The sequence below is a fragment of the Lachnospiraceae bacterium KGMB03038 genome (genome assembly GCA_007361935.1).
Lineage (GTDB): Bacteria > Bacillota > Clostridia > Lachnospirales > Lachnospiraceae > Massilistercora.
Map to the genome: position 1 here is coordinate 2,548,323 of CP041667.1, position 24,808 is coordinate 2,573,130.

A 24,808-nucleotide genomic window follows, 5' to 3' on the forward strand; every position below is an offset into this window, starting at 1 on the left:
GCAAAGAAGGTGATCTCTTTTTCTGTGAAGGGAATCCCTATGACAGATATCCCTCTTATTTTCTTGACAGCATATGTTTGATAAACACATACATAACGATCACAAACGCGATCATGTATCCGAAAGCCCCAAGAGCCGGGATCCCAAGAATTTTGGGCGTCATATCTGTGGTGCAGATGATACTGGAACTGATCAGAAGCGCCATAACCCACAATCCCATAACGATATTTCTGACCAATCTGCGCAGGAGCCGCGTCAGATCGTCCGAAGCGTGAAGATCCATATTGATGCGGGTCTGGCCTTTCAAATATCCCTGCATAAGGTCTGCCAGGAGGGCCGGAATATCAACCGCTTTGTGAAGAGACCGGTACAGCGCCTTCCCCCCTCGCTTAACTTCCGCCTTCCAATCCAGATTCTGAACAAATTCCGCCTTGATCCTGGCCGCCGCGATCTCTGTCATGTTGATCTCCGGCGTGATTTCCGCAAGAACGCCTTCCATATGCGTCAATCCTCTTGCCAGCATAGTCAGACCATGAGGCATGGAAATCTTATTTTCCTTCATAACATCCATCAGATCCTGCATCACTTCACCGATATCAATCTCTCCCATGTCTGTATTTCCATATTTAGACATAAGCTCGCTGATATCCTGATACAGCCGGTTGCGGTCCGGTTTTCCCCGGAATTCTCCCAGAGCCAGCACCGCTTCCTGGATCATGTTAATATCATTTGCCGCCACTCCCCGGATCACTTCTCCGATCAGCTCCCGGTCTCTCTCCGTGAGCCGGCCCATCATCCCCATATCCAGCCAGACGATCTTCCCGCCGCGGATACGTACGTTCCCCGGATGCGGATCCGCATGAAAGAAACCATCCTCCATGACCTGTTTAATATAATTATCGACAAATTTACTTCCAATCTCGTTCAAGTCATATCCGTTTTCCAAGAGTTCTTCTCGTCCGTCAATAGGAAATCCGTCGATATATTCCATTACCAGCACATGGGTCGTCGTATGTTCCCGGTACAGCTTTGGAGTTTCGACAAAGGCTACGTCCTTATTCTTTTTCGCGAATTCTTCTACGTTAGCCGCCTCCGTCAGGAAATTCATCTCTTCCTGGGTGGTCATCCACAATTCATCCAGAACCATATCCAGATCCACGAGTCCCCGCAGGCTGGTGACCGGAAGCAGTTTGGCCGCCTTGTGGAGCAGTCCGATATCTCTGGCCATCACCTCATAGATTCCTCTGCGCTGGACTTTGACTACAACATCTTCACCTGAATACAGCCTGGCCCGGTGTACCTGAGCAATGGAAGCTGATCCGATGGGCGTCTCGTCAATCTCCGCAAACACCTCTGTCCAGGGATATCCATAAGACTCTTGGATCACCTCCGCCACCTCTTCAAACGGCATAGGCGCTACCTCTGAATGAAGGCGCATCAGCTCATCGCAGTACCGTTTAGGCAGGATATCCGAGTGCATAGACATGATCTGACCAAGCTTGATATAGGTGGGTCCAAGATCTTCCAGGATCATCCGGAGCTTTTCCGGGGTAACCCCTCTGGTAACCTCGTATTTGTGCAGGACTGCCGTCATTTCGCGCAGTCTTGATCCGTAAGTCTTCTTTTCTGTTGTTTCTTCTTCTTTCGCTTTACTCATTTGGCTCTCCAGCCGCTTCTTCGGATGCGTCTTCCGCCTTCGCTTCTGTCTCTGTTTCCTCCATCTTCTGGAGTTGTTCCTTCAATTGGACAATCTGTTCCGGAGTCATTTTCTCCAGAAGTTCATTCAGTTCTTCCGCCGAAGAAGGTTTCACAGAAACGTTCACATTTTCTTTTACCGTCTGCTTCAGATTATGTTTCAGTTCCTGATTGAGCACTTTCCCCTGTTCAACCGTCAATTCTCCTTTTTTCACCAGTTCGTCAAGGATCTCCTTCGACTTCTCCGCGGTCACGGCCACTGTCCCTACTCCAGCAAGCAAAAGCTTTTTGAGTCCTTCTCCTAATTTTTCCATACTTCTAAACTCCTTTCCTGGAACAGTCCGCCTAAGATCGCTCTCGCTCCTGTCCCTTTTTTATTATGATCCGATCTATCTTACGGCAAAATTTCCAGCAGCCTGGGCAGAAAAATGATCACACCGATCACCCCGGCCGCGATGGCCGCTATCAGAACTGCCCCCGCGGCCGTATCTTTGGCCTTCTTCGCCAAAGGATGGTATTCCTCACTGACCAGATCCGTCACCGCCTCTATAGCCGTGTTGACCATCTCTAAACCCAGAATCAGGCCAAATAAGATCAGGCAGACACACCATTCCATCCGTGATATTCCAAGCCAGATTCCCGCGGCGCTCACAAGCGCCGCCGCTGCGCAATGGATCTTCATGTTTCGCTCATTCCGAATACAGTCAAAAATCCCCTCAAACGCATATCCAAAACTTTTATACAAAGGATTCTTTTTATTCCCTTTCATTCCTGTACCCTTTCCGTCTGCCGCAAACCTCATCAATTTCAGGATCAAAAACCAAATCTATAATACTATTGTAGCAAAATCCAGCCATAAGAACCACCCCTTTTCACCAAAACCCCAAAAGGGAATATACTAAATTTAAGAGTTCCGTCATGCCAATGAGCAAACGCAGCCGCACCGCGGCGGTGAAGCCCCACTGGAGCGGTTTGCGATTAGGCGCGGCGGCACATCAAATAAGGAGGATATTATGAAAAAGCGTTTCACTGCCATCTGCCTGATCACTGCTATGATCATGGCCATCCTGTGCGGCTGTTCTTCCAAGGAAGAATCCGGCTCACAGGATACGGATACCAAGGAGAACACGGAAGAATCACTCCCGGAAGTTAAGAAAGTCGTTCTCAATGAAGTGGCTCATTCTATCTTTTACGCTCCAATGTATATAGCCATTGAGGAAGGTTATTTTGAAGAAGAGGGCATCGATCTGGAACTAGTAACGGGATTTGGGGATGGCACATTAGGCAAAGACACTTAAGGTTTTTTCTTGTATCTTACAGCCGGGTCACATAGGCGCTGTGCAGGCTGATCCAGCCAGCCTTGCTTTTTAATTTCCCCCAAGGAGTCGGCCCGTTATACTGGACTTGGGTGATCGTATAGGTCCCCTTATCCTTAATATGCCCTACCGCCTTATAATTCGTTCCCGCGCCGGACCGGATCGTCAGATCCGCGGCTTTGATCTTTACCAGGAAAGAGCCGTCGGTATTATCAGAATTCCCGCCGGAAGGCGTACTTGATGAAACTGTCTTTCCGGTCACCGCTTCTGCGATCGCCTGAGCGCATTTATCCGCGTTCCACTTTTTCTTATCATTTGCGGAGTCTACAAAGCAGCACTCCACCAGCACCGCAGTAGATTTGGTATTTTTCAGAACGTACAGCCCGGTCCTCTGCTTGGCGCCCCGGTCCTTAAGCCCCAGTTTTTTAGCTATGGCGGCGCTGATCTTTTTGGCGTAAGCCTTCCCGGCAGCGCTGTAGTAAAGGACTTCCACACCCGTTCCTCCGCCTGCGTTCAAATGGATCGAGAGATCCAGAGTCACATTGTTTTTATTACATTTGGCTGCAATGTTCGCCAGATTTTTAGACTGAGTCGCGCCTGCGTCATCGGTGCAGTCATAGACGGTATGGCCCTGCTGTTTCAAAAGAGCGATCACCCGATTCTTGACTTTTCGGTTTTCCGCCACTTCATTTAAATACTTTGAGGCTCCCGGCACCTTTGCATTATGTCCGGCGTGTACATTATATTTTGCCATGTCCTATTCCTCCTTTCCGCTTTCTTCCAGGATTTTTGCCGGATCTTCCTCCGATTCCGCAGGCTTTTTCTGCTCTTCTCCCGCTTCCGGCAGACGGCAGGTTTCTCTTTCCGCCTCCGCGATCTCCGCGGGCTCCGGCTCGATTCCCTCGTCGTACTCAACGCCGTTGTCTCCTTCTACTTCCGGCAGACCGGCGATACAGGTCAATAGTGAGATCACGCCCGCCAAAACCGATGCGGACAGTACATATTTCCAATCCACCTGCCCGATGGCCGCCGCCGTTCCAATTCCGGCCACTGCCGTCTGAGCCACCGTCCGAATGGCGCGCACTCCCGCCTTTCTGCCCCATTCCAGCCAATATTCTTTATTCTTCATAATAAAACCTCCTGATTTTCATACGGTCTCTCTATCATTTTATGCATTAAAAAAAGACCGGTTCCTGGTCCGGTCCGATCTGCCTGCCGCTTGGAATTAAAAACCTTCCTCTTTTTCCTCTTCTTCTGATGAGGCGGTAAGTTCCTCTATCTTATATTTGATCTCCGCCTTTTCCTGCTCTTCCAGAAGGGAAAGCAGCACCTGGATGATTTTTTCCATTTTAACTTCCGCACAGACTCTTTATTAAAATCTATGCGGACGGATTGTCCCCTTTGCCTGTCAGAAGACTGTTATTTTTGTTCTCCCTCTCCAGTATACATACTGCAGAGGGAGATGAGACTATGGCAGAAGAAATCCAGCGCTGCGCCATCTATATCCGCGTCAGCACTTCAGAGCAAATGATTCATGGGAAATCTTTGGAATCCCAGAAAAGTTACCTAGTAAGCTATGCAAAATCCCACAAAATGGATGTGGCTGGGATCTATGCGGACGAAGGCCGTACCGCCCGGAAAGAACTAAAAAAGCGCAAGGCTATCCACGCTCTCCTGGAGGATGTCCGTACGGGCAGGATTGACGTGATCCTCTTCTGGCGTCTGGACCGCTGGTTCCGAAATATGTCCGACTTCTACAGAGTCCAGGATGTTCTGGATGCGTATGGAGTCCGCTGGATCTCCGCCTCGGAACCTGGGATCAATATGGAAACCAGAGACGGGCGGCTTCAGCTGAACGTGGTCCTGTCTATCGGACAGAATGAAGTCGACACCACTTCAGAACGCATCCGATTTGTAAATGAAGCTTCTATCCGCCAGGGAAAGGCCATCTTTGGCGAAGCCAATATGCCTCCCGGATACAAACTGGGAATCATAAACGGCAAGAAATGTATGGTCAAAGATCCCGAAGAAGAGGAAATGGTCCGCGCTTTCTTCGACCATTTTGAAAAGCACCAGAGCAAGCAGGAAACCCTGCGTTATATGCAAACGTATTATGACCCTTCCTTTTCTTACGGAACCTTACGCACCATGCTTTCCAGCGAATTCTACAAGGGGACCTACCGGGGAATTCCTTATTGTCCCCCCTATCTTGCGGAAGAACGCTGGCTCCGGCTCCAGTCCGTCAGCCAGCGCAACATCAAATATTCTCCTTCCGGACGGATCTATTATTTCTCCGGCCTGATCCGCTGTCCTCTGTGCGGGCGCCTTCTTACCGGGACTGGAAGCAAGGCGGTCATTAATCGAAAGACCGGGGAAACGCGGGACTATTGTTATTACCGATGCAACCGGGCAGTCACCGACCGGGCCTGCAAAAACGTTCGCCGGCTCAGTCAGAACCTTTTGGAGGCGCGCCTTCTGGAAGATCTGGGGCAGCAATTCCAACAGTACAGGATCCGTCCTATACACATCGCAAATCTTCCCCGCAGGGAGCCGCAAAAGCGCACCTCCCAACAGATCGGAAAGGAACTTGACCGTCTGAACCTTCTCTTTCAAAAGGGCCGCATCTCCTGGGATTATTACAACGCCCAGTATCGTTCTCTGGAAGAGGAAAAGAAACTTTCTCTTGAAGCGGATGCCAAAAAAGCCCCCGATCTCTCTTATTTGGTCCCTCTGCTTGAACAGGATTTCAAGACGATCTATGATTACCTGAGTCCTGAAAATAAGCGCTCCTTCTGGCGGAACACTGTAAGACAGATCCATCTCAAAGAGGACGGCACCGTTGATTTTGCAGAATATTTGTAAATGGTCTGCGCCTAGACGGCCATCCCCGTTTGGGGCTGACAAAACCATGACCGCAGTTCTTTCCGGCAGCGCCGATATCGGCTTCATGGGGTCGGAAGCCTCTATCTACACTTACAATGAAGGCGCCAGCGATTACGTGGTCAATTTCGCCCAGCTTACCCAGCGGGCCGGAAACTTCCTGGTAGCCCGCCAGAAAATGGATGATTTCTCCTGGGAAGACCTGAAAGGGACCGACGTTCTCGGCGGAAGAAAGGGCGGTATGCCACAAATGGTATTTGAATATATCTTAAAGCAAAACGGCATTGACCCGGCCAAAGATGTCAACATTGACCAGAGTATTGATTTTGGCTCCACTGCCGCCGCATTTGCCGAAGGGCAGGCAGATTTTACCGTGGAATTCGAGCCTGGGGCTACCAGCCTGGAACAGGAGGGCAAGGGATATGTAGTCGCCTCTCTTGGAACAGACAGCGGTTATGTTCCCTACACCGCCTTCTCCGCGAAACAAAGCTATATCGACGAGAACCCGGATGTGATCCAGGGATTCACCAATGCCCTCCAGAAAGGCATGGATTATGTGCAGGCCCATACGCCGGAAGAAATCGCGGCCGTCATTGAGCCTCAGTTTAAGGAGACTGATCTGGACACCATCACTGCCATCGTATCCCGCTATTACGAACAGGATACTTGGAAAGACAATCTGATCTTTGAAGAGGAAAGTTTTGACCTGCTCCAGGATATTCTGGATGAAGCGGGCGAACTTGCCAAACGCGCGCCATATGAAGATCTTGTAACGACTCAGTTTGCCGAAGAAGCGTCTAAATAACCGCCCTTTAGGGCAAACACAAGAGACCTCAGGGATCAAAGCTTTGGAAAGCCTGATTCCTGAGGTCTCTTCATTTTTCTTTCCTCGCCTATTTATATAGACGTTCAATAACTGTAGGATTCCGGGACACTTCCCCCAAAGTTTAATTCAATCGAAGTGATGCATCCCTTGATCTCTACCTCCCGGCCCTCATATCTTCCAGGTACATGCAGCATATTGCGTTTATCCACGTGAGGAGCAAAGATCTCTCCCCCCTTTTTTACCTTCAAAGGACCGATCTCATCGGAAATATAAAGCAGATCCGGCCCTACCCATGTTCCGTACAATTTCTTTTTTCTCAGGTGATATTCCACCGGCATTGCGACCCTCGACTTATTGACCTCTGTTCTTTTCTCACCGATTGCAAACATCTTGTTCCACGCCCCGCTTTTACTCTTTGATCATCTCAATGATATACTCTTTCACCTTATCCCGCGGCATTTCTAACGCCGCCGCCAGTTCGCCGATCAGGAAACGCTCTGCGCTGGCCAAGTACCGTTCATCCACACCGACCGCCTTTTTTCCGCAGGACAGCCTCTTTTTCCTCCGCAGGTAAGTCGTCTTGATCACCGCGATCCATTTCTGACATTGGTTGCTCAACAGCGCTTCTTTATACAGCACCTCCCTCTTTTTTTCGTCTAACACTTGAAGATCCTGAACTTCCCTCAGATTTTCCATCAATTCTTTCGCTTCATCCGCGGAAATGATTCCCCGGATCTGCTTTTTCTCATTATTCACAGGTGTATACACCGTTCCTCCCACATCGTACAGAGGTTTTAACGTATAATATTCTTTGTGTTTATCTGAGCAGCTCATATCCAGCTTTCCGATATTGATCACTTCACAGACGCCTTCTTTATAGTGCGCCACATAATCGCCAATTTTAAACATTATTAACCTCCTATTCATTCTACGCCCGTAAAAACTGGCGTACAGCAAGGCAGCCGAATGCCTGTAGACTGTACGCCAGTATTCACTCGCTTACATCTATGAAGTTCTTCCCTACATCGCCATCAAGCTTTTATAGACTTATTATAACACGTTCTCTCCATTAATGTAAGAATTTTTATATTTTTTTCTGATAACTATTATATATCTCACCTTTTCGCATGACTACAGAAGGATACACATATACATAAATAAATGATCAAAAGGCGGCACCATATGTTTCAAAAAGCAAAACTTCTGAAAGCCTTTGCTGTTCTATTCTTATTCGGCCTATCCTTTCTGGCGGGAAGATCTATCGCTTTTTTCACTTCCCAGAGTCTTCCCGATTCCCGGCCGGCAGATTCTCAAAAGATCTCTTCCTCCTCGGAGAACTGGGGATTAAGTTTCCCAGAAGAGGGCGCCGCTCCTGTGGGGAACGCCACTTGTGATGAATTAGCGGCTTATAACGCCTACTATCGGGACAGCAGGGAAAAAAACATTCTATACTTGACTTTCGACTGCGGCTATGAAAATGGAAATACAGAGAAAATCCTGGACACACTGAAACAGCATGAAGTCCCCGCCGCATTCTTCGTAGTCGGAAATTTCCTCTCCACCAGCCCGGACCTGATCAAACAGATGGCGCAGGAAGGGCATGTGGTAGGAAACCATACTTATCACCACCCGGATATGTCTGAGATATCTGCCAGAGAAAGTTTTGAAAAAGAATTAAAAGAAGTGGAAGACGCATATCAGAAGATCACTGGGAAGCCAATGACTAAGTTTTACCGTCCGCCTCAGGGGAAATACAGCACAGAGAATCTGCAGATGGCCAAAGACATGGGATATCATACCTTTTTCTGGAGCCTTGCCTATGTAGACTGGTACGAAGACGACCAGCCCAGCAGGGAAGAAGCCTTTGAAAAACTCCTGGGACGCATCCATCCGGGCGCCATCGTTCTTCTGCACAGCACTTCTTCCACCAATGGGGATATTCTGGACGAACTGCTGACACGCTGGAAGGAGATGGGGTATTCTTTTGGCTCCCTGGAAGATCTGGTCAATGCTTCCAGTCCATCTTCCAGGGAAACTTCGTCACCGTGAGATCTTCTCAAAAAAGCTGCTTCCATCTCCTTGATAAGAAAGGGCAAAGATGTCCGCGATCGTTTGGGCAATATCGGCAAAACTCCCGCGGATTCCAAGGTCCACCCCTTTTTTCAGCTTCTGTCCCCAGCACAGACAGGGCGTAAATTCACGGCTGTGGTCGGTTCCTTTGAATCCCGGATCACAGCCGTGATCCGCCGTGATCATCAGGTAATCTTCCGGCCCCATCCGTTCCATTAATTCACCGATCTGTCCGTCCACCTCGTTGAGCGCGTTTACGTATCCCGCAATATCGTTTCGATGGCCGTACAGCATATCAAAGTCCACCAGATTCACAAAGCACAATCCCTCAAAGTCTTCTTCCGCGATCTGCAGCGTCCGCTCCATATTCTTACGGTTCCCTTCATTGGGATAGGACTTTGTCAGCCCCTTTCCGGCAAAAATATCATAGATCTTTCCTACGCCGATCACCGAATAATCTTTCGCCTTCAGGGCATCCAGGATTGTCTCCTTTGGCGGTTCCAGGGAAAAATCATGACGGTTTACGGTCCGCTGGTAATCCGGGTATCTTCCCACAAACGGTCTCGCGATCACCCGGCCCACTCCATGTTCCCCCTGAAGGATCAGCCTTGCTTTCTTACAGTCTTCATAAAGCTCAGACAGAGGCACGATCTCTTCATGGGCCGCGATCTGGAATACGCTGTCCGCGGAAGTATAGACGATCAGATCACCTGTCCGCTCATGCTCTCTTCCATAATCTTTGATAACCTCTGTCCCAGAATAAGGGCGGTTGCAAAGCACGCCCCTTCCCGCTGCCTGGGAGAATGCATCAATGACTTCTTTGGGAAACCCTTCTGGATAAGTGGGCAGAGGTTTCTCTGAGATCATCCCGGCGATCTCCCAGTGTCCGACGGTGGTGTCTTTCCCCATGGAATCTTCCCGCATTTTTGCGTAACATCCTTCCACATCCTCACACTTTTTCCAAAAAGAGGTCCCTTCCAGACAGAACATTCCAAGCCGTTCCAGATTTGGCGCCTTCAGATTCCCGCTTCTGACACAGGTTCCAAAAGTGTCGCATCCCACGTCGTCAAAAAGCTCCGCATCCGGCGCCTCACCGACGCCGACGCTGTCCAGCACGATCAAAAATACCCGTTTTGCCATATCTTATCACTCCCTTATATTGTTATGGCGCGCCTTTCCAGCAAAAAGGCGCGCCGTCCGTCTATCCTTCCCTCTCCGTCTTAGGCGGGAAAGATTGGTATGATTTTTTTACGATTCACATCTACTAAGCCCAGATCTGACATTTTTACTTCTGGGATCACCGGAAGGGCCAGCGTTACGATCCTAAGGAGCGGATTCTCCATCTCCGTCAGTCCGAGAGCCCGGTTCGCGTCCTTCATCTTGGCGCTGTCCTTAGCCAGATCTTCCGCCTTCTTCAAGGAGATCAGCCCTGCCAGAGGCAGTTCCAGCGTATGCAGGATCTTTCCATCTTTGACCGCGCACATTCCTCCGCCCACTCTCTTCAGCTCTTCCGCCGTGATCAGCGCATCCGCCGGATCGTCGTAGACGATCGTCAGGTTGTGACTGTCATGGGACACGGTAGAAGCAAGGGCGCCGCAGGTTGTACCAAATCCACGGACAACTCCAAGAGCCAGGTTGTCATTTCCCTCATAACGGTTGACCACCGCCACAAACTTCAAGTCCTTGTCTCCGCTCAGATCTAATTTTCCGTCCTTAACCGGAAGTTCCTCGCACACTGCCTCCGTGGAAGAAAGATTCAAGTCATAGTAAGTCATGACATTTACCTTGACGGTTCCTTCCTGTACAGGAGCCTTCAGCACGAAATCCTCCTCCGTAAGTTCTTTCACGTGTACAGAATTCCTGCTTTCCAAAGGATAAGACTTTTCTTCGATATCAGCCAGAAGCTTTCCATTTTCTGCCACCAGCTTCCCTCCATAGAAAACTTTTGACGGCTTTAACTCGGTCAGGCTCTCTACGATCTGCAAGTCCGCCGCGTATCCTGGAGCGACTGCCCCCAGATTTTCGATCCCCGCTTCTCTTGCGTTATTTAACGTAGCGCTTTTGATCGCCGCCACCGGCTCCATGCCATAGCGGATAGCCGCCCGGACCACATCATTCATATGTCCGTTATGCAGGATATCATCCGCCTCCCTGTCATCTGTACACAGGCTCAGATTGTCAAAGAATTTGAAATCTTTAACACCTTCCAAGATTTCCTTCACATTTTTTGTGATGGAACTGTCCCTAGCGTCCACATGCATACCGCTGCGGATCTTTTCTGCCGCTTCCTCTCCAAGCCTGGATTCATGGCAGGTATTAGGACCGCCGCAAAGATAGGCTGACAGCGCTCTTCCTGATACAAAGGGAGCGTGCCCCTGTAAATAAAGGCCATTTTTCTCAGCCACATCGATAATGTCCATCATCCGGTCCCCGCCCTGGATCACATCGATAAAATCCATAACCTCCGCAAGTCCGATGACTCTCGGAAGCTGGGCCAGTTCCTGGATCTCTTCTACGCCAAACTCAGCGCCCGCGTTCTCCAATCCCGGAACCGCCGGAACGCAGCTTGGAATATCGATCAACTGGCGCATAGGGAGTTCCTCAGAGCTGTCATACATATAACGGACTCCCTCTACACCCCAGACATTTCCAATCTCATGCGGATCGGTGATCACTGTGGTAGTCCCGTGAGGAATCACAGTCCGGGCAAAATTCCGGGGCGTCATCATGGAGCTTTCAATATGCTCGTGGGCATCGATAAATCCGGGGATCAGGTAGCGCCCCTGCCCGTCGATCACTTCTTTGGCCCCGTCAAGATCCGCTTCCAGATCTTTGTACTCCACATGGGCGATCATCCCATCAAAAATAAACACATTGGCTGGGTAAATCTCACCCGTGATCGTATTTACCAGCTTCACATTTTTGATCAGAAGATCACTTTGGATTTCTCCAAGAGCCGCCTTTAATAGCTCCCGCTTGTTCTTTGGACGTATTTTCATAAGTCACTGTCTCCTTTTTATTAATTAAAAATAAAATACATTACTAACGGGATAGCCAGCACATACATTACCGGTGAAAGTTCTTTGTATTTGCCGGTAGCCAGTTTAATAAAGATATGGGCAAGGATACCAGCCGCGATTCCTGAAGCGATTCCTCCGGCGAAGATTACGAACATGATCATAACAAATGGGCCAAAGGCATCGGTAAAATCGCTGAAATCAATATTCTGGATTCCAGATACCATAAGGAATCCCACGAAAATCAGCGCCGGACCGGTGGCCGCATCCGGGATCATCAAGACCAAAGGAGAGAAGAATACCATGATTCCAAACAGAATCGCCACAACCACGCTGGTAAGTCCAGTTCTTCCTCCAGCCTCTACACCAGAGGATGATTCTACAAAGGTAGTGATCGTTGTGTTTCCGGTACAGGCGCCCACACAGGTTCCAATGGCATCTACCAGGAATGGTTTCTGGATATCCGGCATGTTTCCATTTTCATCCAGCATATTCGCTTTTCCCGCGACTCCAAGCACTGTTCCCAATGTAGAGAAAAAGTCCCCGCAGAAAGTGATAAATACATAGATTACCGTCTGGAAGGCCAGAAGTCCTTTAAAATCAAAGGAAATCATCAGATTGCCCAGTCCCTGCATATCCGGCAGCTTTGCCGCGGCATCCGGAAGCTGCGTCACCCCAACCGGGATTCCGATCAAGGTCACTGCCACGATTCCGATCAAAATGGCTCCATTTACACGATACGCCGTCAAAACCGCGATCAGGAACAGCCCAAACAAGGCCAGCGCCACTGCTGGCTGTGTAAAATCCCCCATGCCGATTCCATCTTCAAAAGTACCGATCCCGGAATTGTCAAATCCAAGATACGCAATATAGAATCCGATGGCCGCTCCGATCGATACTTTAATATTCTTAGGAATCGCTTTTACGATCAGATCCCGGATCCCAAAAATAGTCAAGAGCACAAAGATAGAGCCAGAGATCAAAGTGATCGCCATGATCTCGCCAAACGCAAGTTCCCCGGATTGGAGAAGGGCTCCAAACATAAAGTTTGTTCCCATTCCAGTGGAAAGCGCAAACGGCATGTTTGCGTACAGTCCCATGAACAGCGTAATGATGGCGCTGACGATCGCGCAGGTAACAGCCAAAGCTTCTTTTGTGATCACCAGCCCGTTCACATCTGCGAAGTATGCCGCGTCACCAAATCCAATGATGGCGCTGGGCTGTACCACAAGCACATAAGCCATGGTCATAAAAGTCGTGAGTCCTGCCAGGATCTCTGTTTTAACATTTGTACCTTTTTCATTCAGTTTGAAAAATGATTGTAGTTTCCCCATTTTTCTCTCTCTTTCCTTTCCATATATAAATTGTCATTAACGGAATCCATTATACTCTATCCCGCCGCTCTTTTGCAAACCTATTCTTCAGCTTTCAATCCCATATTTTCCAAAACCTCTTCCGCCTGCTTCTTTTCTTCTGCCGGAATATAGATTTCCTCCCCGCAAAGAGAGTTGGCGCCATAGGTATTTAAGAATCCTCTGCCGTCCGCGTCTTTTTTATAAGCAGGGATTCCGACACTCCTTAATGCTTCCAAGATCATCTCTGCCTGCAGATTGTCTTCCGCAACGAAAATCTTCTTTACATCCGTTCCTTCCATTTTCCCATCTCCCTTCTCCTTACTATGGATACTAGCACTTCTCATCCAGGAAATCAACGGCTGGGAACCATAGAATGATCCGGAATTCATTTCCGGCCACATCCGCTTTTATTTTTCCGCCCATACGCAGTACAAATTCTTTGGCGATGGCCAGACCCAGTCCCGTAGAATTTCTGCTCCTCGCCTTGTCCGCCTTATAAAAACGCTCGAACACCCGATCTGGATCGATCTCTTCCGGATGTTCTGCCGGATTGCTGATCTTCAGGCAGATTTCCTTTCCTTCCCGGCACAGGGAGAAAGAAATCCTCTCTCTCCCATGATCCATACTATTCTTAATGATATTCTGCAGCACTCTCCGAAGAGCCGGAACATTTCCCTCAATATACAATTCTCTTTCCGGGATCTGGATATCCGGCTGGATACCCTGTTCCGTCCAGTCTTCATAATAGGAGAAAATGCATTCTTTTAAGATCCGGTTCAGACAGCATCTGGACAGCTCTAACTGAAAAGAGTCGTCCCTAAGTTTCGTGAACGTAAACAGTTCTTCCAGCATTTCTTTCAAACTCTCTACCCGTTCTTCTATAATTCCCAGATACCTCTGCTGCTCTTCCGGGTCTGAGGACTCTTTCAAAAGCTGAAAATACCCGTCCAGCGACGTAAGCGGCGTGCGGATGTCGTGGGAAAGGCTGGTATAAGTATCTGAAAGCATCTGCTCCTTCTTCTGGTAAGAAAGCTGCTGTCTCTTCCTTTCTCCGATCATTTCGTTTAAAAGCTCTGTCAGTTCTCTGAGACTTCCCGCTGTCCAGTCTCCTGTGATCATCATATTGCTTTCATTCTCTCTTAAGAACGCAAGCTGGCGGCAGATGTTTTTCACCTGCCGCTCATATCTCCACAGAATGACCGCTAAGGCCAGACAAAGTATAATTAGGATTCCAATGATCATTTCCATTTATTCAATATCCCTCTTTGTAAAAATCAGACCTGTCAAGATCCCGCACACCAAGATATAGGCCGCGGCCACACCTGCCGCATAGAATCCGTCCGCGCCGGACGGCCGCATGGTCAGCATAGAAAGCTGTCCTGTCACCGTATGATCCAACAGCCGAAAGTCTTCGAATCCCAGATTGTGGATCAGGTTATCTATAGCTCCATAGAAGCTGGCCAACAGATTCATGCATAGCCCTACCGCAAGGATCATACTGAACACACTGCTCCTTAGGATCACCGCCGATGCCATACAGATCAGAGCAAGAGCCAAATGCAGCAGAAGCTGGACGCCCAGATACCCAAGGAATTCCTGTGTGATCCCCAACTTCAGATATCCGAAGATGATCTGATTGGAAACCGCCTGGATGAAAAGAAAGACCCCAAATGTTAAGAGCACATAAATCCCCAGGGCAGCGATCTTGGAAACGATCAGCTTCCACCTGCCGTTGATCTGTCCTCCAATATTCTTTAAGTACCCGCTGTTCATGTCAGCCGAAGAGAAAAGCACCGCGAAAATCGCCAAAAACACGGCCACAAACTTTCCCTGGATATTGGCGTACAAAATATCTGACAAGGTTACCTTCTCCCCCGGATCCGTGGGAAGTATCACCTGCATCCCTATCATTACCGCGTTTTCCCCATTTTCTTCCTGTTCCTGGTAGAACTGATGGTTTTCCGCCTGGATCTGCGTATCTTCATAATCGGTCTTGGACAGAGATGTGGTAAATACTATGAGCACCCCCATCACGATCCAGATCACATACAGGCTTTTGGTATGGAACATCCGATATAGATCCATTCTCACCGCATTAAGCATTTCCCTCACCTCCTGTCAGATTCAGAAAGTAAGTTTCCAGTTCTTCGCTGTTGATCCCGATGCCTTTCACCAGAATCCCTGCCTTGGCAAGCTCCATATTGATCCTGGCGCTCTCGTCCAGCCGCTCGAAGATCTGGATATGTTCTTTATCCGCGATCTGATAATCTTTAAATCCAAGCGCGTCCAGAACCGGAACCGCCTGTTTCGGCTGATCCAGCGTGATCTCAATCCGCTCACTGCAGCGTTTCATCAATTCCTCTCTGGTCAATTCCTGCAAAAGACTCCCCTGATGGATGATTCCGTAATCCGTTGCAATTTTAGACAATTCTTCCAGAATATGGCTGGATATGATGATCGTCATATTCCGCTCTTCATTTAATTTAAGGATGGTGTCCCGGACCTCCGCGATCCCCTGCGGGTCTAAGCCATTAATGGGTTCATCCAATACCAGGAGATCCGGTTCCCCTACCAGGGCAAGCGCAATGCCAAGCCTCTGTTTCATTCCAAGGGAAAATCGTTTCACCGGTTTTCTTCCGCAATCTTCCAAGCCAACAATTCTCAGAAGCTCTTCCACATATCCCTTTTTGTAGACTCCAAACAGTTTACACTTGATCCTCAGATTGGAAGCGGCGCTCATATTCCCGTATAATCCCGGCGCCTCGATCAGACATCCGATGCGGGAACGCAGTTCCCGCAAATCCTTCCCTTTCTTTCCAAACATCTCGATCTCACCCGCCGTCGGGCTTGCCAGGCCGCTGATCATCTTTAGAAACGTTGTCTTCCCGGCCCCGTTTCTTCCGATAAATCCATAGACCGCTCCCCGCTTTATATGAAGGCTGACCTGGTCAACCGCCCTCTGGTGCCCATACTTTTTCGTCAGGCCGCGGGTCCTAAGCAAAACATCACTCATCGTTCTTTCATCTCCTTCATTTTCTTATCTGCACACTCAGGATACAAAACAGACCCTAAAAAAACGCAAATAAAAAGTAAAAAAAGACTAAAGCCACCAGTTCCGCCATGCATTGTTTGGGAGCGGAAACCATGCTTGCATGGTTTTGCGAGCAGACATATGCATGAGTGGAGCGCCCGTATATGAGCAAACGTAGCCGGCAGGCCGGCGGAGAAGCCCCACCGGGGCGGTTTGCGAATGGGCGCGGGCGGAACTGGTGACCCTCTTTTAGTCCGCCGCCCGTATATGAGCAAACATAGCCGGCAGGCCGGCGGAGAAGCCCCACCGGGGCGGTTTGCGAATGGGCGCGGGCGGAGAAGCCTCTTATGAGTGAAGCCTGTATCCAATCCCCCACACTGTATCGATGTATTCTTTTTTTGAAACTTCTTTCAGCTTTTTACGGATATTACTGATATGCACGTCCAGCGTCTTGGTCTCTCCCATGTAAGGTTCCTGCCACGCATACTCAAAAATATCCTCTTTACTGAACACCTGCTTTGGATGTTTTAGGAGAAGTTCCAGGATCGCGAATTCCTGCCGGGTGATCTTAGGGATCTCTTTTTCTTCCGCCCACACCTGGAAGGTGGTCCTGTCTAACTTCAAGCCCTGGCTGGAGAGCACCTGCTTTTCCTCCTGGTTCTGTGCATGGCGGAGCTGTACCTGTATCCTGGCCATTACTTCTTTGATCTCAAAAGGTTTCGTAATATAGTCGTCTGCCCCGGCTTTCAGAAGGTCCACTTTCTCATCCAAGCTGTCTTTGGCGGTCAGTACGATCACCGGAAGTCCGCCTTTTTCTCTGATCTTTTCAAGGACCTGCTCTCCTGCCATTCCCGGCAGCATTAGATCCAGCAGTACCAAAGCGTAATCTTTCATATTTAAGAGCATATCTCCTTCTGTGCCGGAAAATGCCTGTTCACAGAGATATCCTTCTTTTTCCAGCGCTTCTTTCAGCAGATTGTTAATATGAGGATCATCTTCTACGATCAAAATCTTCTGCACGGTTCTTCCTCCTTCATTCTTTATCGGTCAGTCTTCTAAAAATAAGTTCCTTAGATCCGCCCTTCATTCTTTTCTTCCAGCACGCGGATTCCTTCAAGGAACATCCAGCAGATAGGGGTTGGGATCCCCAAATCCTGTCCCATTTTCACCATACTTCCCGCAAACATTTCCACTTCTGTTTTCTTTCCTGCCTCCAGATCCTGCAAAGTAGACGGTTTGTTCTTATAAGGAATCTCAAGCAATGTCTCCGACTGCCCCTTCATCACTTCCTCTGAAATATAAATGCCTTTCATTTCAGCGACAGCCTGCACTTCCTTCATGGCCGCCCAGCGGATCTTGTTGGCCGCCTTGCTCACGCCATAAGCGCCAAAGGGAACTCCCAGAAGGGCGCATGTCAGGTTCTCTCCTACGTTGCACATAAATTTAAACCATAATCCCCACAGCATGTCTTTATCAATCTCATACGGGATATCACAGTACTCAAACAGCTTTTTTACTGCCACTGTCCGTTCTGTCAGTTCCTCATTCCGGGCCTCCCCAAAATGCACTTTTCCCCAGTAGGGGTCAAAGTCGGCCCGACCGTCTTTCATTACAATAGATACTCTCATATAGGAGTACAGCACATGGTCCCATCCATAAACGGCCGCGACTCTCTCTTCACTTTCCACGCCATTCATCACGCATAAAATCTGCGTCCTATCTCCCACAAACCTGCGGATGTCTTTGATCGCCTGATCAAGCCCCATGTCTTTGACCGCCATGATGATCAAGTCTTTCGGTTCCCCATCTTTTGGCTCGCAAACCGGAAAGTGATAGTTTACGCCATTGACCATCACACCCCGGCTTTCCAGACGTTTTTTCCTGTCTCCTTCCGCGATCACGCAGAAGCGCTCTCTTCCTAAATGTTCTTCCATTCTTGGCGCAAAGAAAACTCCCATAGCTCCCAGGCCGATCAGCGCCGCGCTTTTGATCTCCATTTTCTTCTCCTCCTTATAGAAGCCCCATGCTGCTGTCACCGCATGAGGCCTCCTTTGTGATAAATTTAATATTGATATACTTGTTCAAAAATCAGGATTTTGAAAGCAGTTCCTTTAGTCTGGCAATCTCTTTGTCCTTCTCGTCCAATTGCTTTTTCTGCTCGCTTAACACACTGTCCTTCTCGTCCAGTTGCTTTTTCTGCTCGCTTAATACGCTGTCCTTCTCGTCCAACTTCTTTTTCTGCTCGCTTAACACACTGTCTTTCTCATCCAGCTTTCTTTTCTGCTCCTTTAACACACTGTCCTTCTCGTCCAGCTTCTTTTTCTGCTCATCAATTTCTTCCTGCATTTCGTCAATCATGTACTGTACCGTGTTTCGATCCAATTCCTGCAACTCTTTGGAAAACATTTCCATCACCTTCTCTACATTTCGACACAGCTCATAGATTTCTCCGTAAAGATTTCTGAACTCTGGATATCCTTCCAACAATTCCGCAATCCTGGACGGTTCATCTGTACTAAAGAATACAAGCCAAGCATCCAGCTTGCTTCTGACACCTTTATTGTGCACAATCTCCTGAAAGATGTCAAGCGCTATCAAGGCATATTCCTGCTGCAGATCCAAGCAGAGACCGGTATCTGACTTCTGGGAAAAGTGATGGATATAATTTTCTTGAAAATTTAAACTGGGTATCCCTTCCGATATGGAACTTTCACATAAGATCAAGACGCCTTATGCCTTTTAAGAAATACGGCGGCAAGAACACCGCCGATATTAGTAAAGAAACAATAACACATGTCATAAAGAAAAGCAATCTCAATCTCCCCAACTTCTAAATTCTTTCTAAAACAATCTCCCCTTCCGTTGACTGTGCCCGCCTGCCTCTTTATAATGAAACTGTTTTCTGATAGAGCGTAAAAGCGCGTACATAGAAGGGAAGAGACTGCATGCTTCAGATCAAAAACATCTGCAAAGAATATCGGACCGGCACCCTGATCCAAAAGGCGCTGGATAACGTCAGCCTGAATTTAAGAGACAATGAATTCGTAGCGATCTTAGGCCCCAGCGGATCAGGCAAGACCACTCTTTTGAACATCATTGGGGGACTGGACCGCTATGACAGCGGAGACCTGATCATTAACGGCATTTCTACTAAAAAATACAAAGACAGAGACTGGGATTCTTACCGGAATCATACCATCGGATTTGTCTTTCAAAGCTATAACCTTATTCCCCATCAGACAATCCTGGCCAATGTAGAGCTGGCGCTTACCATCTCCGGCATCGAAAAATCAGAGCGTCTTCAAAGAGCAAGAGAAGCCTTGGAACAAGTGGGCCTTGGGGATCAGGTGCACAAACGGCCAAGTCAGCTTTCCGGAGGCCAGATGCAGCGAGTTGCCATTGCCCGTGCCTTAGTCAACGACCCGGACATCCTGCTGGCCGATGAACCCACCGGCGCCCTGGACAGTGAGACCAGTGTTCAGGTCATGGATCTCCTTCGTCAGGTGGCCAAAGACCGTCTGGTGGTCATGGTCACCCATAACCCGGAACTGGCGGAACTCTATGCCACCCGGATCGTTAACTTAAGAGACGGGAAGATCCGCTCAGACAGCAACGCCTTTGAAATCGATGAAACTTCATTAGAAGAACCAGAACATCGGAATATGGGGAAATCTTCCATGTCTTTTCTGACTGCCCTCTCCTTAAGCTTTAACAATCTTCGGACCAAAAAAGCCCGGACACTCCTGACCTCGTTTGCGGGTTCCATTGGCATCATAGGCATTGCGCTGATCTTGTCTTTATCCAACGGCGTCAATGCCTATATCAAATCCATTGAGACCGATACTTTGGCGGAGTATCCTCTTCAGATCCAGAGTACCGGCCTGGATCTTTCTTCCATGATGGGCGGCGCCGCCGGGAGCGGTTCCGAGCCGGAAGAAAATACCGGAGATGTAGCTGTCATCCAAATGGTGACAAATATGTTTTCTACCATGGACTCCAATGACCTAAAATCTCTGAAGGCATATCTGGACAGCGAGGAAAGCGGGATCGAAAAATATACCAACGCTATAGAGTATTCTTACAGCGCGGTTCCCCAGATCTATCGCTTGGAAGATCAGGACGTCCGGCAGGTTCACCCGGATAAGTCCTTCGATGAGCTGGGACTTGGCTCCGCCTCCGCCTCTAATTCTATGATGGCCTCTATGATGAGTACAGATATTTTCTATGAGATGCCGGAAAATACCAAGCTGTATGAAGGGCAGTATGATGTAAAGGCCGGACGGTGGCCGCAAAACTATAATGAATGTGTCGTAGTCCTGACCTCAAATGGGGGCATCAGCGATTTTATGCTGTACACTATGGGACTGCGGGATTCTGCGGAACTGGATGATATGATCCAGCAGTTTATCGATGAAGAAAATGTAGATACCCCAGAAGATATGGGCAGTTACACCTATGACGATCTGCTTGGGGTCTCCTTTAAACTGGTAAATAGTTCTGATTATTACCAGTACGACAGCCAGTACCAAGTATGGACAGATAAAACAGATGATAAAGAATATATGCAAAACCTGGCAGAGCAGGGTGAAGATATAAAAGTTGTCGGTGTCGTCCAGCCTTCCGAAGACGGCAATGGTTTTGTCCTTGCCGCCGGCATCGGATATACACCGGCGCTGACCAAACATGTTGCCCAGCAGGCTGAAAAAAGCGAAATTGTACAGCAGCAGCTTGACAATCCAGATATAAATGTATTTACCGGAGAAGCATTTGGAGAAGAAAATTCAGAGAATGGTTTTGACATGGAATCCCTCTTTACCATTGATGAAGAAAAGCTGCAGGAAGCTTTTGGCTTTGATGAAAGCGCGTTTTCAAATATTTCCGATTCCTTTGATTTCTCCAATGTATTCGGCAGCGCGGGAGAATCTATGGATCTGTCCGGCCTGATCGACCTAAACGACATCCAGATTGATCTTCCGGATATGGGCGCCGTAGATCTGGGAGAAATGATGGGCGACCTTACGATCCCTATTTCCCAGGAAGGGTACGCGAAAATGATGGAAAGCCTGACGGAGGGTTACGGACAGTACGTGAAGGACCATCCAGAGGCAGATTATTCCGGGCTGCAGGAAGATTTCCGGGAATATCTTCAAACAGACGGCGCAAAGGGGATCATGGAAGCCGCGGTGGAGTCGATCATAAGCGAAAACATCCAGACAGTGACGGACGATCAAAAGAAAACGCTTCTTACCCGTCTGCAGGAAGGAATTGAAAAATCTGTCAGCGATATTCCAAATGGGGATATAGATACGGACGCAGTCAATACTGCCATAGAAACCTACATGGGCACAGACGGCTTGGCTGCCGTCAATGACTGGATGGATGCAGTTGCCGCGGATATTGATGCAGCCGTCACTGACGGCCAAATGAACGAATTGGCCCAAAACCTTTCACAGGGTTATCTGGAGTATGCCCAGAATGGAAACGGAATAGATCCCTCTCAAATAGCCTTGCATTTTCTCCGGTATCTTCAGACTGAAGATGGCCAGCGACGACTGGCCGAAGGTCTTGCCGCCGCTGTTGACACAGACGCTTTGGAGGAGCAGCTTATGAGCTCCGTGGAAAGTTTTATGGGCGGCGCCATGTCTTCCTACGGCAGCGCTGTCAGTTCCGCTCTGGAGACCCAGATCTCTTCCGCCATGCGGCAGATGATGAGTCAGATCGCCTCAGGAATGGGAGAGGCAATGGGCGCTGCCATGTCTGATATCGGGAACAGTCTGCAGAATGCCATGAGTATTGATGCGGATTCCTTTGCGGAAGCCTTCCAGATGAATATGACTGGAGATGACCTGGCGGAACTGATGATGTCTATGAATTCAAGCCAGAGCGCCACTTATGATAATAACCTGGCCTCTCTCGGATATGTGGATTTCGACGAACCTTCGGCCATTGATATCTATCCGATCGACTTTGAGAGCAAAGAACAGGTTGTAAAAATCCTGGACGATTATAACAGTCGGATGGAGGAAGAAGGGAAGGATGAACAGGTGATCACCTATACAGACCTGGTAGGCTCCATGATGTCTTCAGTAACAGATATCATTGATACGATCAGCTATGTATTGATCGCGTTTGTCGCCATCTCCCTGATCGTTTCCTCTATTATGATCGGTGTCATCACATATATCAGCGTACTGGAGCGCAAGAAAGAAATCGGAATCCTGCGGGCTATCGGCGCCTCCAAACAGAATATCTCCCAGGTATTTAACGCGGAGACCTTTATCATCGGGCTATGCGCCGGGCTCATAGGCATCGCCTCAACCTTGCTTCTTCTGATTCCCGCTAACGCCATCATCCATCATGTGGCCGGGACAAATGATGTAAACGCTTACCTTCCGCTTCTGCCGGCGGTCATACTGATCCTGCTCAGCGTAGTCCTTACCCTGATCGGCGGCCTGATCCCCTCTAAGAAAGCCGCCAAGAGCGATCCGGTCACCGCTTTGCGGACAGAATAGGTATCCGCGGCGCTTGTCCTTATAGAACTAAATTCGGAAAATGCATCCATACCAGTTTTCGTATGGATGCATTTTCTTCAGACCAAATACTGAAGCCGCTATGTGTGGGGGAAAAATAGCGCTACATAAAACTGTTCTCCTTTCTGCCCATACTGACAGCTTCCTCCCATCCGTTCCATCATTTTCCGCACATTCTGGAGGCCTACTTTCGTACTCTCCGTATTTTCTCCAGTCCCCTTGACTGTATTTTCAAAAAACAGACACATCTCCTCTTCTCCGCAGGAACACAGGATCTGCACAGGACGGTCTTTGCGCGCGTACTTAAGGATATTCGAAGTAATATTATCCATGATGCGGGAAAGATACATTTCATCCACCTGGATTTTCTTTGGTTCCCATTTCATATCCGGTTCTGTGTGAAATCCTTTTTGTTCCAAATAACTGCAAGTTTCTGAGAGCAGGTCGTAGAAAAATGTCTTATAAACTTCCGGCTCTTCCATCTGGATCCTGCTGTCTTCTGATACCAGAGCATACTCAAAAAGATGGTCCGACAACTGTTTAAGACGCCGGGCTTTCTGGGCGATCTTCTCAAGATACTCCTCTACCTTCCTTTTTTCCACTCCTTTCTGGCCGACCTCTTTTTGCAGGATTTCCGTATACAGCAGGATTGAGGTAAGGGGGGTCCTCAGGTCATGGGACATCTCTGTTACGATCTCCTTATTCTCCTTCACAAGCTGTGCTTCCTGCCGGATCTGATCTCTAAGGGAACGGCGCATTCCATCCAGTCCCTGGGCAAGCGCCGCCAGTTCATCCCTTCCCCGCACGGTGATCTCATAATCTAAATTCCCGCCTTCCAGAATTTCAATCTCCTTGCCAAGTCTCCGAATATCCTCCGTTTTTCGCCGGATTCCCAGGAAGAGCAGAATGAGAAAAAGTGTGAACGAAGACAGCAGTTCTAAAACCGTAGCGAAATTATAGAGCTGGGACTGATAAGCCCCATAAAGCACTACTTCACCATTTCCGTCCGGGAACTGTATCTGATAATAATTCTCCCACTCGCTGTATTTCTGTTCCCGTTCCTCTTCTGTCAGGTTTTCCAGATTCCTTTTATAATAAGAGTCATAGATCAGCCATTGATTCTGATAGATCTTCATCGAGAGAATCTTTTGCTCTTTGACCCATTCTGTGATCGCCTTGCTGTCCTGGATGCTGATCGCATTTCTTTCCACATATTCCTGCAGGGATGTAATATATTCTTTTTCCTTACGCTCTACATAATGACTCTCATGATACCAGCGTACTACCACATATTCTCCCACATAGGTAAGACAAAAGAATGTCAGGATCGCCGCCGCCAGCGCTCCTGTTACCAGCCGGAGGAGAGAAACATAAAGAGAGTCTCTTTTATTTACCTGCCGCATCGAATCGATACCCCTTTCCCCACACCGTATGGATTCGTTTTGGATTCTGGGGATCCTTCTCGATCTTTACCCTGAGTTTGCGTATATGTACCGTAACTGTAGCGTTACAATTATAGAAGTACGGTTCCTCCCACACGCTTTCATACAGATTCTGCGCGGAAAAGATCTTCGTCGGATGCTCCATCAAAAGCCGAAGGATCCGGTATTCGATTTCCGATAGTTCCTGCCGCTCTCCGTCCGCAAAAACTTCGTTATACAACTTGTGGAGCCGGATGCCTCCTGCTTCCAGATATTCCTCTTCCTTTTTGGTCTCTTCCTGTTCTCTTCCGCCGCTGTATACTTTATAACGGCGCAGCAGCGCTTTGATTCTTCCCAAAAGTTCCGCGTATGAAAAAGGCTTTCCCAGATAATCGTCGCCGCCAGCCATCAGGCCGATCAGTTTGTCAGACTCCTGCGCCTTGGCTGTCAGAAACAAAACCGGTACGTAAGAGCGCTTACGGATCTCCCGGCATCATCACATCCAGGATCACCAAGTCCGTCTGTTCATCCAACGCCTCCAGCCCTTCCCTTCCATTTGACGCCTCCCGGACCTGGTAATCTTCGCTTTCCAGCAGAATGCGGACACCTTCCCGGATATCTGAGTCATCTTCTATGATCAAAATCTGTTCCTGTCTCATCCTTTGCT

Annotated in this window: 23 protein-coding genes and 1 pseudogene; 5 read left to right on the forward strand and 19 right to left on the reverse strand. The window is 48.6% G+C overall.

Going from position 1 to position 24,808, the window contains the following annotated elements:
* Positions 1-55: 55 nt before the first annotated feature.
* From FND36_12465 to FND36_12475, 3 genes are all read right to left on the reverse strand, one after another.
* Complete coding sequence (locus tag FND36_12465; GenBank protein ID QDW75629.1) at positions 56-1,594, reverse strand: AarF/ABC1/UbiB kinase family protein; 1,539 nt, start codon at positions 1,592-1,594, stop codon at positions 56-58.
* 55 nt (positions 1,595-1,649) lie between these two features.
* Positions 1,650-2,009, reverse strand: a complete 360-nt coding sequence (locus FND36_12470; GenBank protein ID QDW74780.1) for a hypothetical protein — start codon at positions 2,007-2,009, stop codon at positions 1,650-1,652.
* 80 nt (positions 2,010-2,089) lie between these two features.
* The gene (locus FND36_12475; GenBank protein ID QDW74781.1) at positions 2,090-2,464 is read right to left on the reverse strand and encodes a diacylglycerol kinase family protein; all 375 of its coding nucleotides are present in this window, start codon (positions 2,462-2,464) and stop codon (positions 2,090-2,092) included.
* 244 nt (positions 2,465-2,708) lie between these two features.
* On the opposite strand from FND36_12475, the gene FND36_12480 reads away from it, so the two are divergent.
* Positions 2,709-2,993, forward strand: coding sequence for a hypothetical protein (locus FND36_12480; protein ID QDW74782.1), 285 nt, complete (start codon positions 2,709-2,711; stop codon positions 2,991-2,993).
* A gap of 16 nt (positions 2,994-3,009) precedes the next feature.
* On the opposite strand, the gene FND36_12485 is transcribed toward FND36_12480, so the two are convergent.
* Both FND36_12485 and FND36_12490 read right to left on the reverse strand, forming a co-directional pair.
* Positions 3,010-3,765, reverse strand: a complete 756-nt coding sequence (locus FND36_12485; GenBank protein QDW74783.1) for an N-acetylmuramoyl-L-alanine amidase — start codon at positions 3,763-3,765, stop codon at positions 3,010-3,012.
* A gap of 3 nt (positions 3,766-3,768) precedes the next feature.
* Positions 3,769-4,140: a hypothetical protein gene (locus tag FND36_12490; GenBank protein ID QDW74784.1), complete on the reverse strand. Its 372-nt coding sequence runs from the start codon at positions 4,138-4,140 to the stop codon at positions 3,769-3,771.
* 341 nt (positions 4,141-4,481) lie between these two features.
* On the opposite strand from FND36_12490, the gene FND36_12495 reads away from it, so the two are divergent.
* Both FND36_12495 and FND36_12500 read left to right on the forward strand, forming a co-directional pair.
* Positions 4,482-5,873: a hypothetical protein gene (locus FND36_12495; protein QDW74785.1), complete on the forward strand. Its 1,392-nt coding sequence runs from the start codon at positions 4,482-4,484 to the stop codon at positions 5,871-5,873.
* Positions 5,874-5,919: 46 nt separating this feature from the next.
* On the forward strand, positions 5,920-6,696 hold the full coding sequence (locus FND36_12500) for an ABC transporter substrate-binding protein (GenBank protein ID QDW74786.1): 777 nt from the start codon (positions 5,920-5,922) through the stop codon (positions 6,694-6,696).
* Between the two features lie 104 nt (positions 6,697-6,800).
* On the opposite strand, the gene FND36_12505 is transcribed toward FND36_12500, so the two are convergent.
* Positions 6,801-7,106, reverse strand: coding sequence for a hypothetical protein (locus tag FND36_12505; GenBank protein ID QDW74787.1), 306 nt, complete (start codon positions 7,104-7,106; stop codon positions 6,801-6,803).
* A gap of 19 nt (positions 7,107-7,125) precedes the next feature.
* On the reverse strand, positions 7,126-7,626 hold the full coding sequence (locus tag FND36_12510) for a hypothetical protein (protein QDW74788.1): 501 nt from the start codon (positions 7,624-7,626) through the stop codon (positions 7,126-7,128).
* A gap of 273 nt (positions 7,627-7,899) precedes the next feature.
* Here FND36_12510 and FND36_12515 point away from each other — a divergent pair, with 273 nt between their 5' ends.
* The gene (locus FND36_12515; GenBank protein ID QDW74789.1) at positions 7,900-8,766 is read left to right on the forward strand and encodes a polysaccharide deacetylase family protein; all 867 of its coding nucleotides are present in this window, start codon (positions 7,900-7,902) and stop codon (positions 8,764-8,766) included.
* Here the strand turns inward: FND36_12515 and FND36_12520 are convergent.
* The 10 genes from FND36_12520 to FND36_12565 form a co-directional block, all read right to left on the reverse strand.
* Complete coding sequence (locus FND36_12520; protein QDW74790.1) at positions 8,758-9,927, reverse strand: phosphopentomutase; 1,170 nt, start codon at positions 9,925-9,927, stop codon at positions 8,758-8,760. The two genes, FND36_12515 and FND36_12520, sit on opposite strands and share 9 nt — an antisense overlap.
* Positions 9,928-10,007: 80 nt before the next feature.
* Complete coding sequence (ade, locus tag FND36_12525; GenBank protein ID QDW74791.1) at positions 10,008-11,786, reverse strand: adenine deaminase; 1,779 nt, start codon at positions 11,784-11,786, stop codon at positions 10,008-10,010.
* Positions 11,787-11,806: 20 nt separating this feature from the next.
* On the reverse strand, positions 11,807-13,138 hold the full coding sequence (locus FND36_12530) for an NCS2 family permease (protein QDW74792.1): 1,332 nt from the start codon (positions 13,136-13,138) through the stop codon (positions 11,807-11,809).
* 80 nt (positions 13,139-13,218) lie between these two features.
* A complete protein-coding gene (locus FND36_12535; protein ID QDW74793.1) occupies positions 13,219-13,458 on the reverse strand; it encodes a DUF2007 domain-containing protein in 240 nt (79 codons plus the stop codon).
* A 31-nt stretch (positions 13,459-13,489) separates the two neighbouring features.
* On the reverse strand, positions 13,490-14,407 hold the full coding sequence (locus FND36_12540) for a HAMP domain-containing histidine kinase (GenBank protein QDW74794.1): 918 nt from the start codon (positions 14,405-14,407) through the stop codon (positions 13,490-13,492).
* Complete coding sequence (locus FND36_12545; protein ID QDW74795.1) at positions 14,408-15,262, reverse strand: ABC transporter permease; 855 nt, start codon at positions 15,260-15,262, stop codon at positions 14,408-14,410.
* Complete coding sequence (locus FND36_12550; GenBank protein QDW74796.1) at positions 15,255-16,172, reverse strand: ABC transporter ATP-binding protein; 918 nt, start codon at positions 16,170-16,172, stop codon at positions 15,255-15,257. The genes FND36_12545 and FND36_12550 overlap by 8 nt, the downstream gene beginning before the upstream one ends.
* A gap of 363 nt (positions 16,173-16,535) precedes the next feature.
* Positions 16,536-17,210: a response regulator transcription factor gene (locus FND36_12555; protein ID QDW74797.1), complete on the reverse strand. Its 675-nt coding sequence runs from the start codon at positions 17,208-17,210 to the stop codon at positions 16,536-16,538.
* Positions 17,211-17,260: 50 nt separating this feature from the next.
* A complete protein-coding gene (locus FND36_12560) occupies positions 17,261-18,187 on the reverse strand; it encodes a ketopantoate reductase family protein (GenBank protein QDW75630.1) in 927 nt (308 codons plus the stop codon).
* Positions 18,188-18,278: 91 nt separating this feature from the next.
* Entirely contained in the window at positions 18,279-18,788 is a 510-nt protein-coding gene (locus FND36_12565) for a hypothetical protein (protein QDW74798.1), read from the reverse strand.
* 347 nt (positions 18,789-19,135) lie between these two features.
* Between FND36_12565 and FND36_12570 the strand changes: the two genes are divergently transcribed.
* Entirely contained in the window at positions 19,136-22,702 is a 3,567-nt protein-coding gene (locus FND36_12570) for an ABC transporter ATP-binding protein/permease (protein QDW74799.1), read from the forward strand.
* Positions 22,703-22,800: 98 nt separating this feature from the next.
* Here FND36_12570 and FND36_12575 read toward each other — a convergent pair whose 3' ends face one another.
* Both FND36_12575 and FND36_12580 read right to left on the reverse strand, forming a co-directional pair.
* Positions 22,801-24,123: a HAMP domain-containing histidine kinase gene (locus tag FND36_12575; protein QDW74800.1), complete on the reverse strand. Its 1,323-nt coding sequence runs from the start codon at positions 24,121-24,123 to the stop codon at positions 22,801-22,803.
* Positions 24,107-24,800 (reverse strand): annotated as a pseudogene (locus FND36_12580) (response regulator transcription factor). Before FND36_12580 ends, FND36_12575 begins: the two are co-directional and overlap by 17 nt.
* Positions 24,801-24,808: the final 8 nt, after the last annotated feature.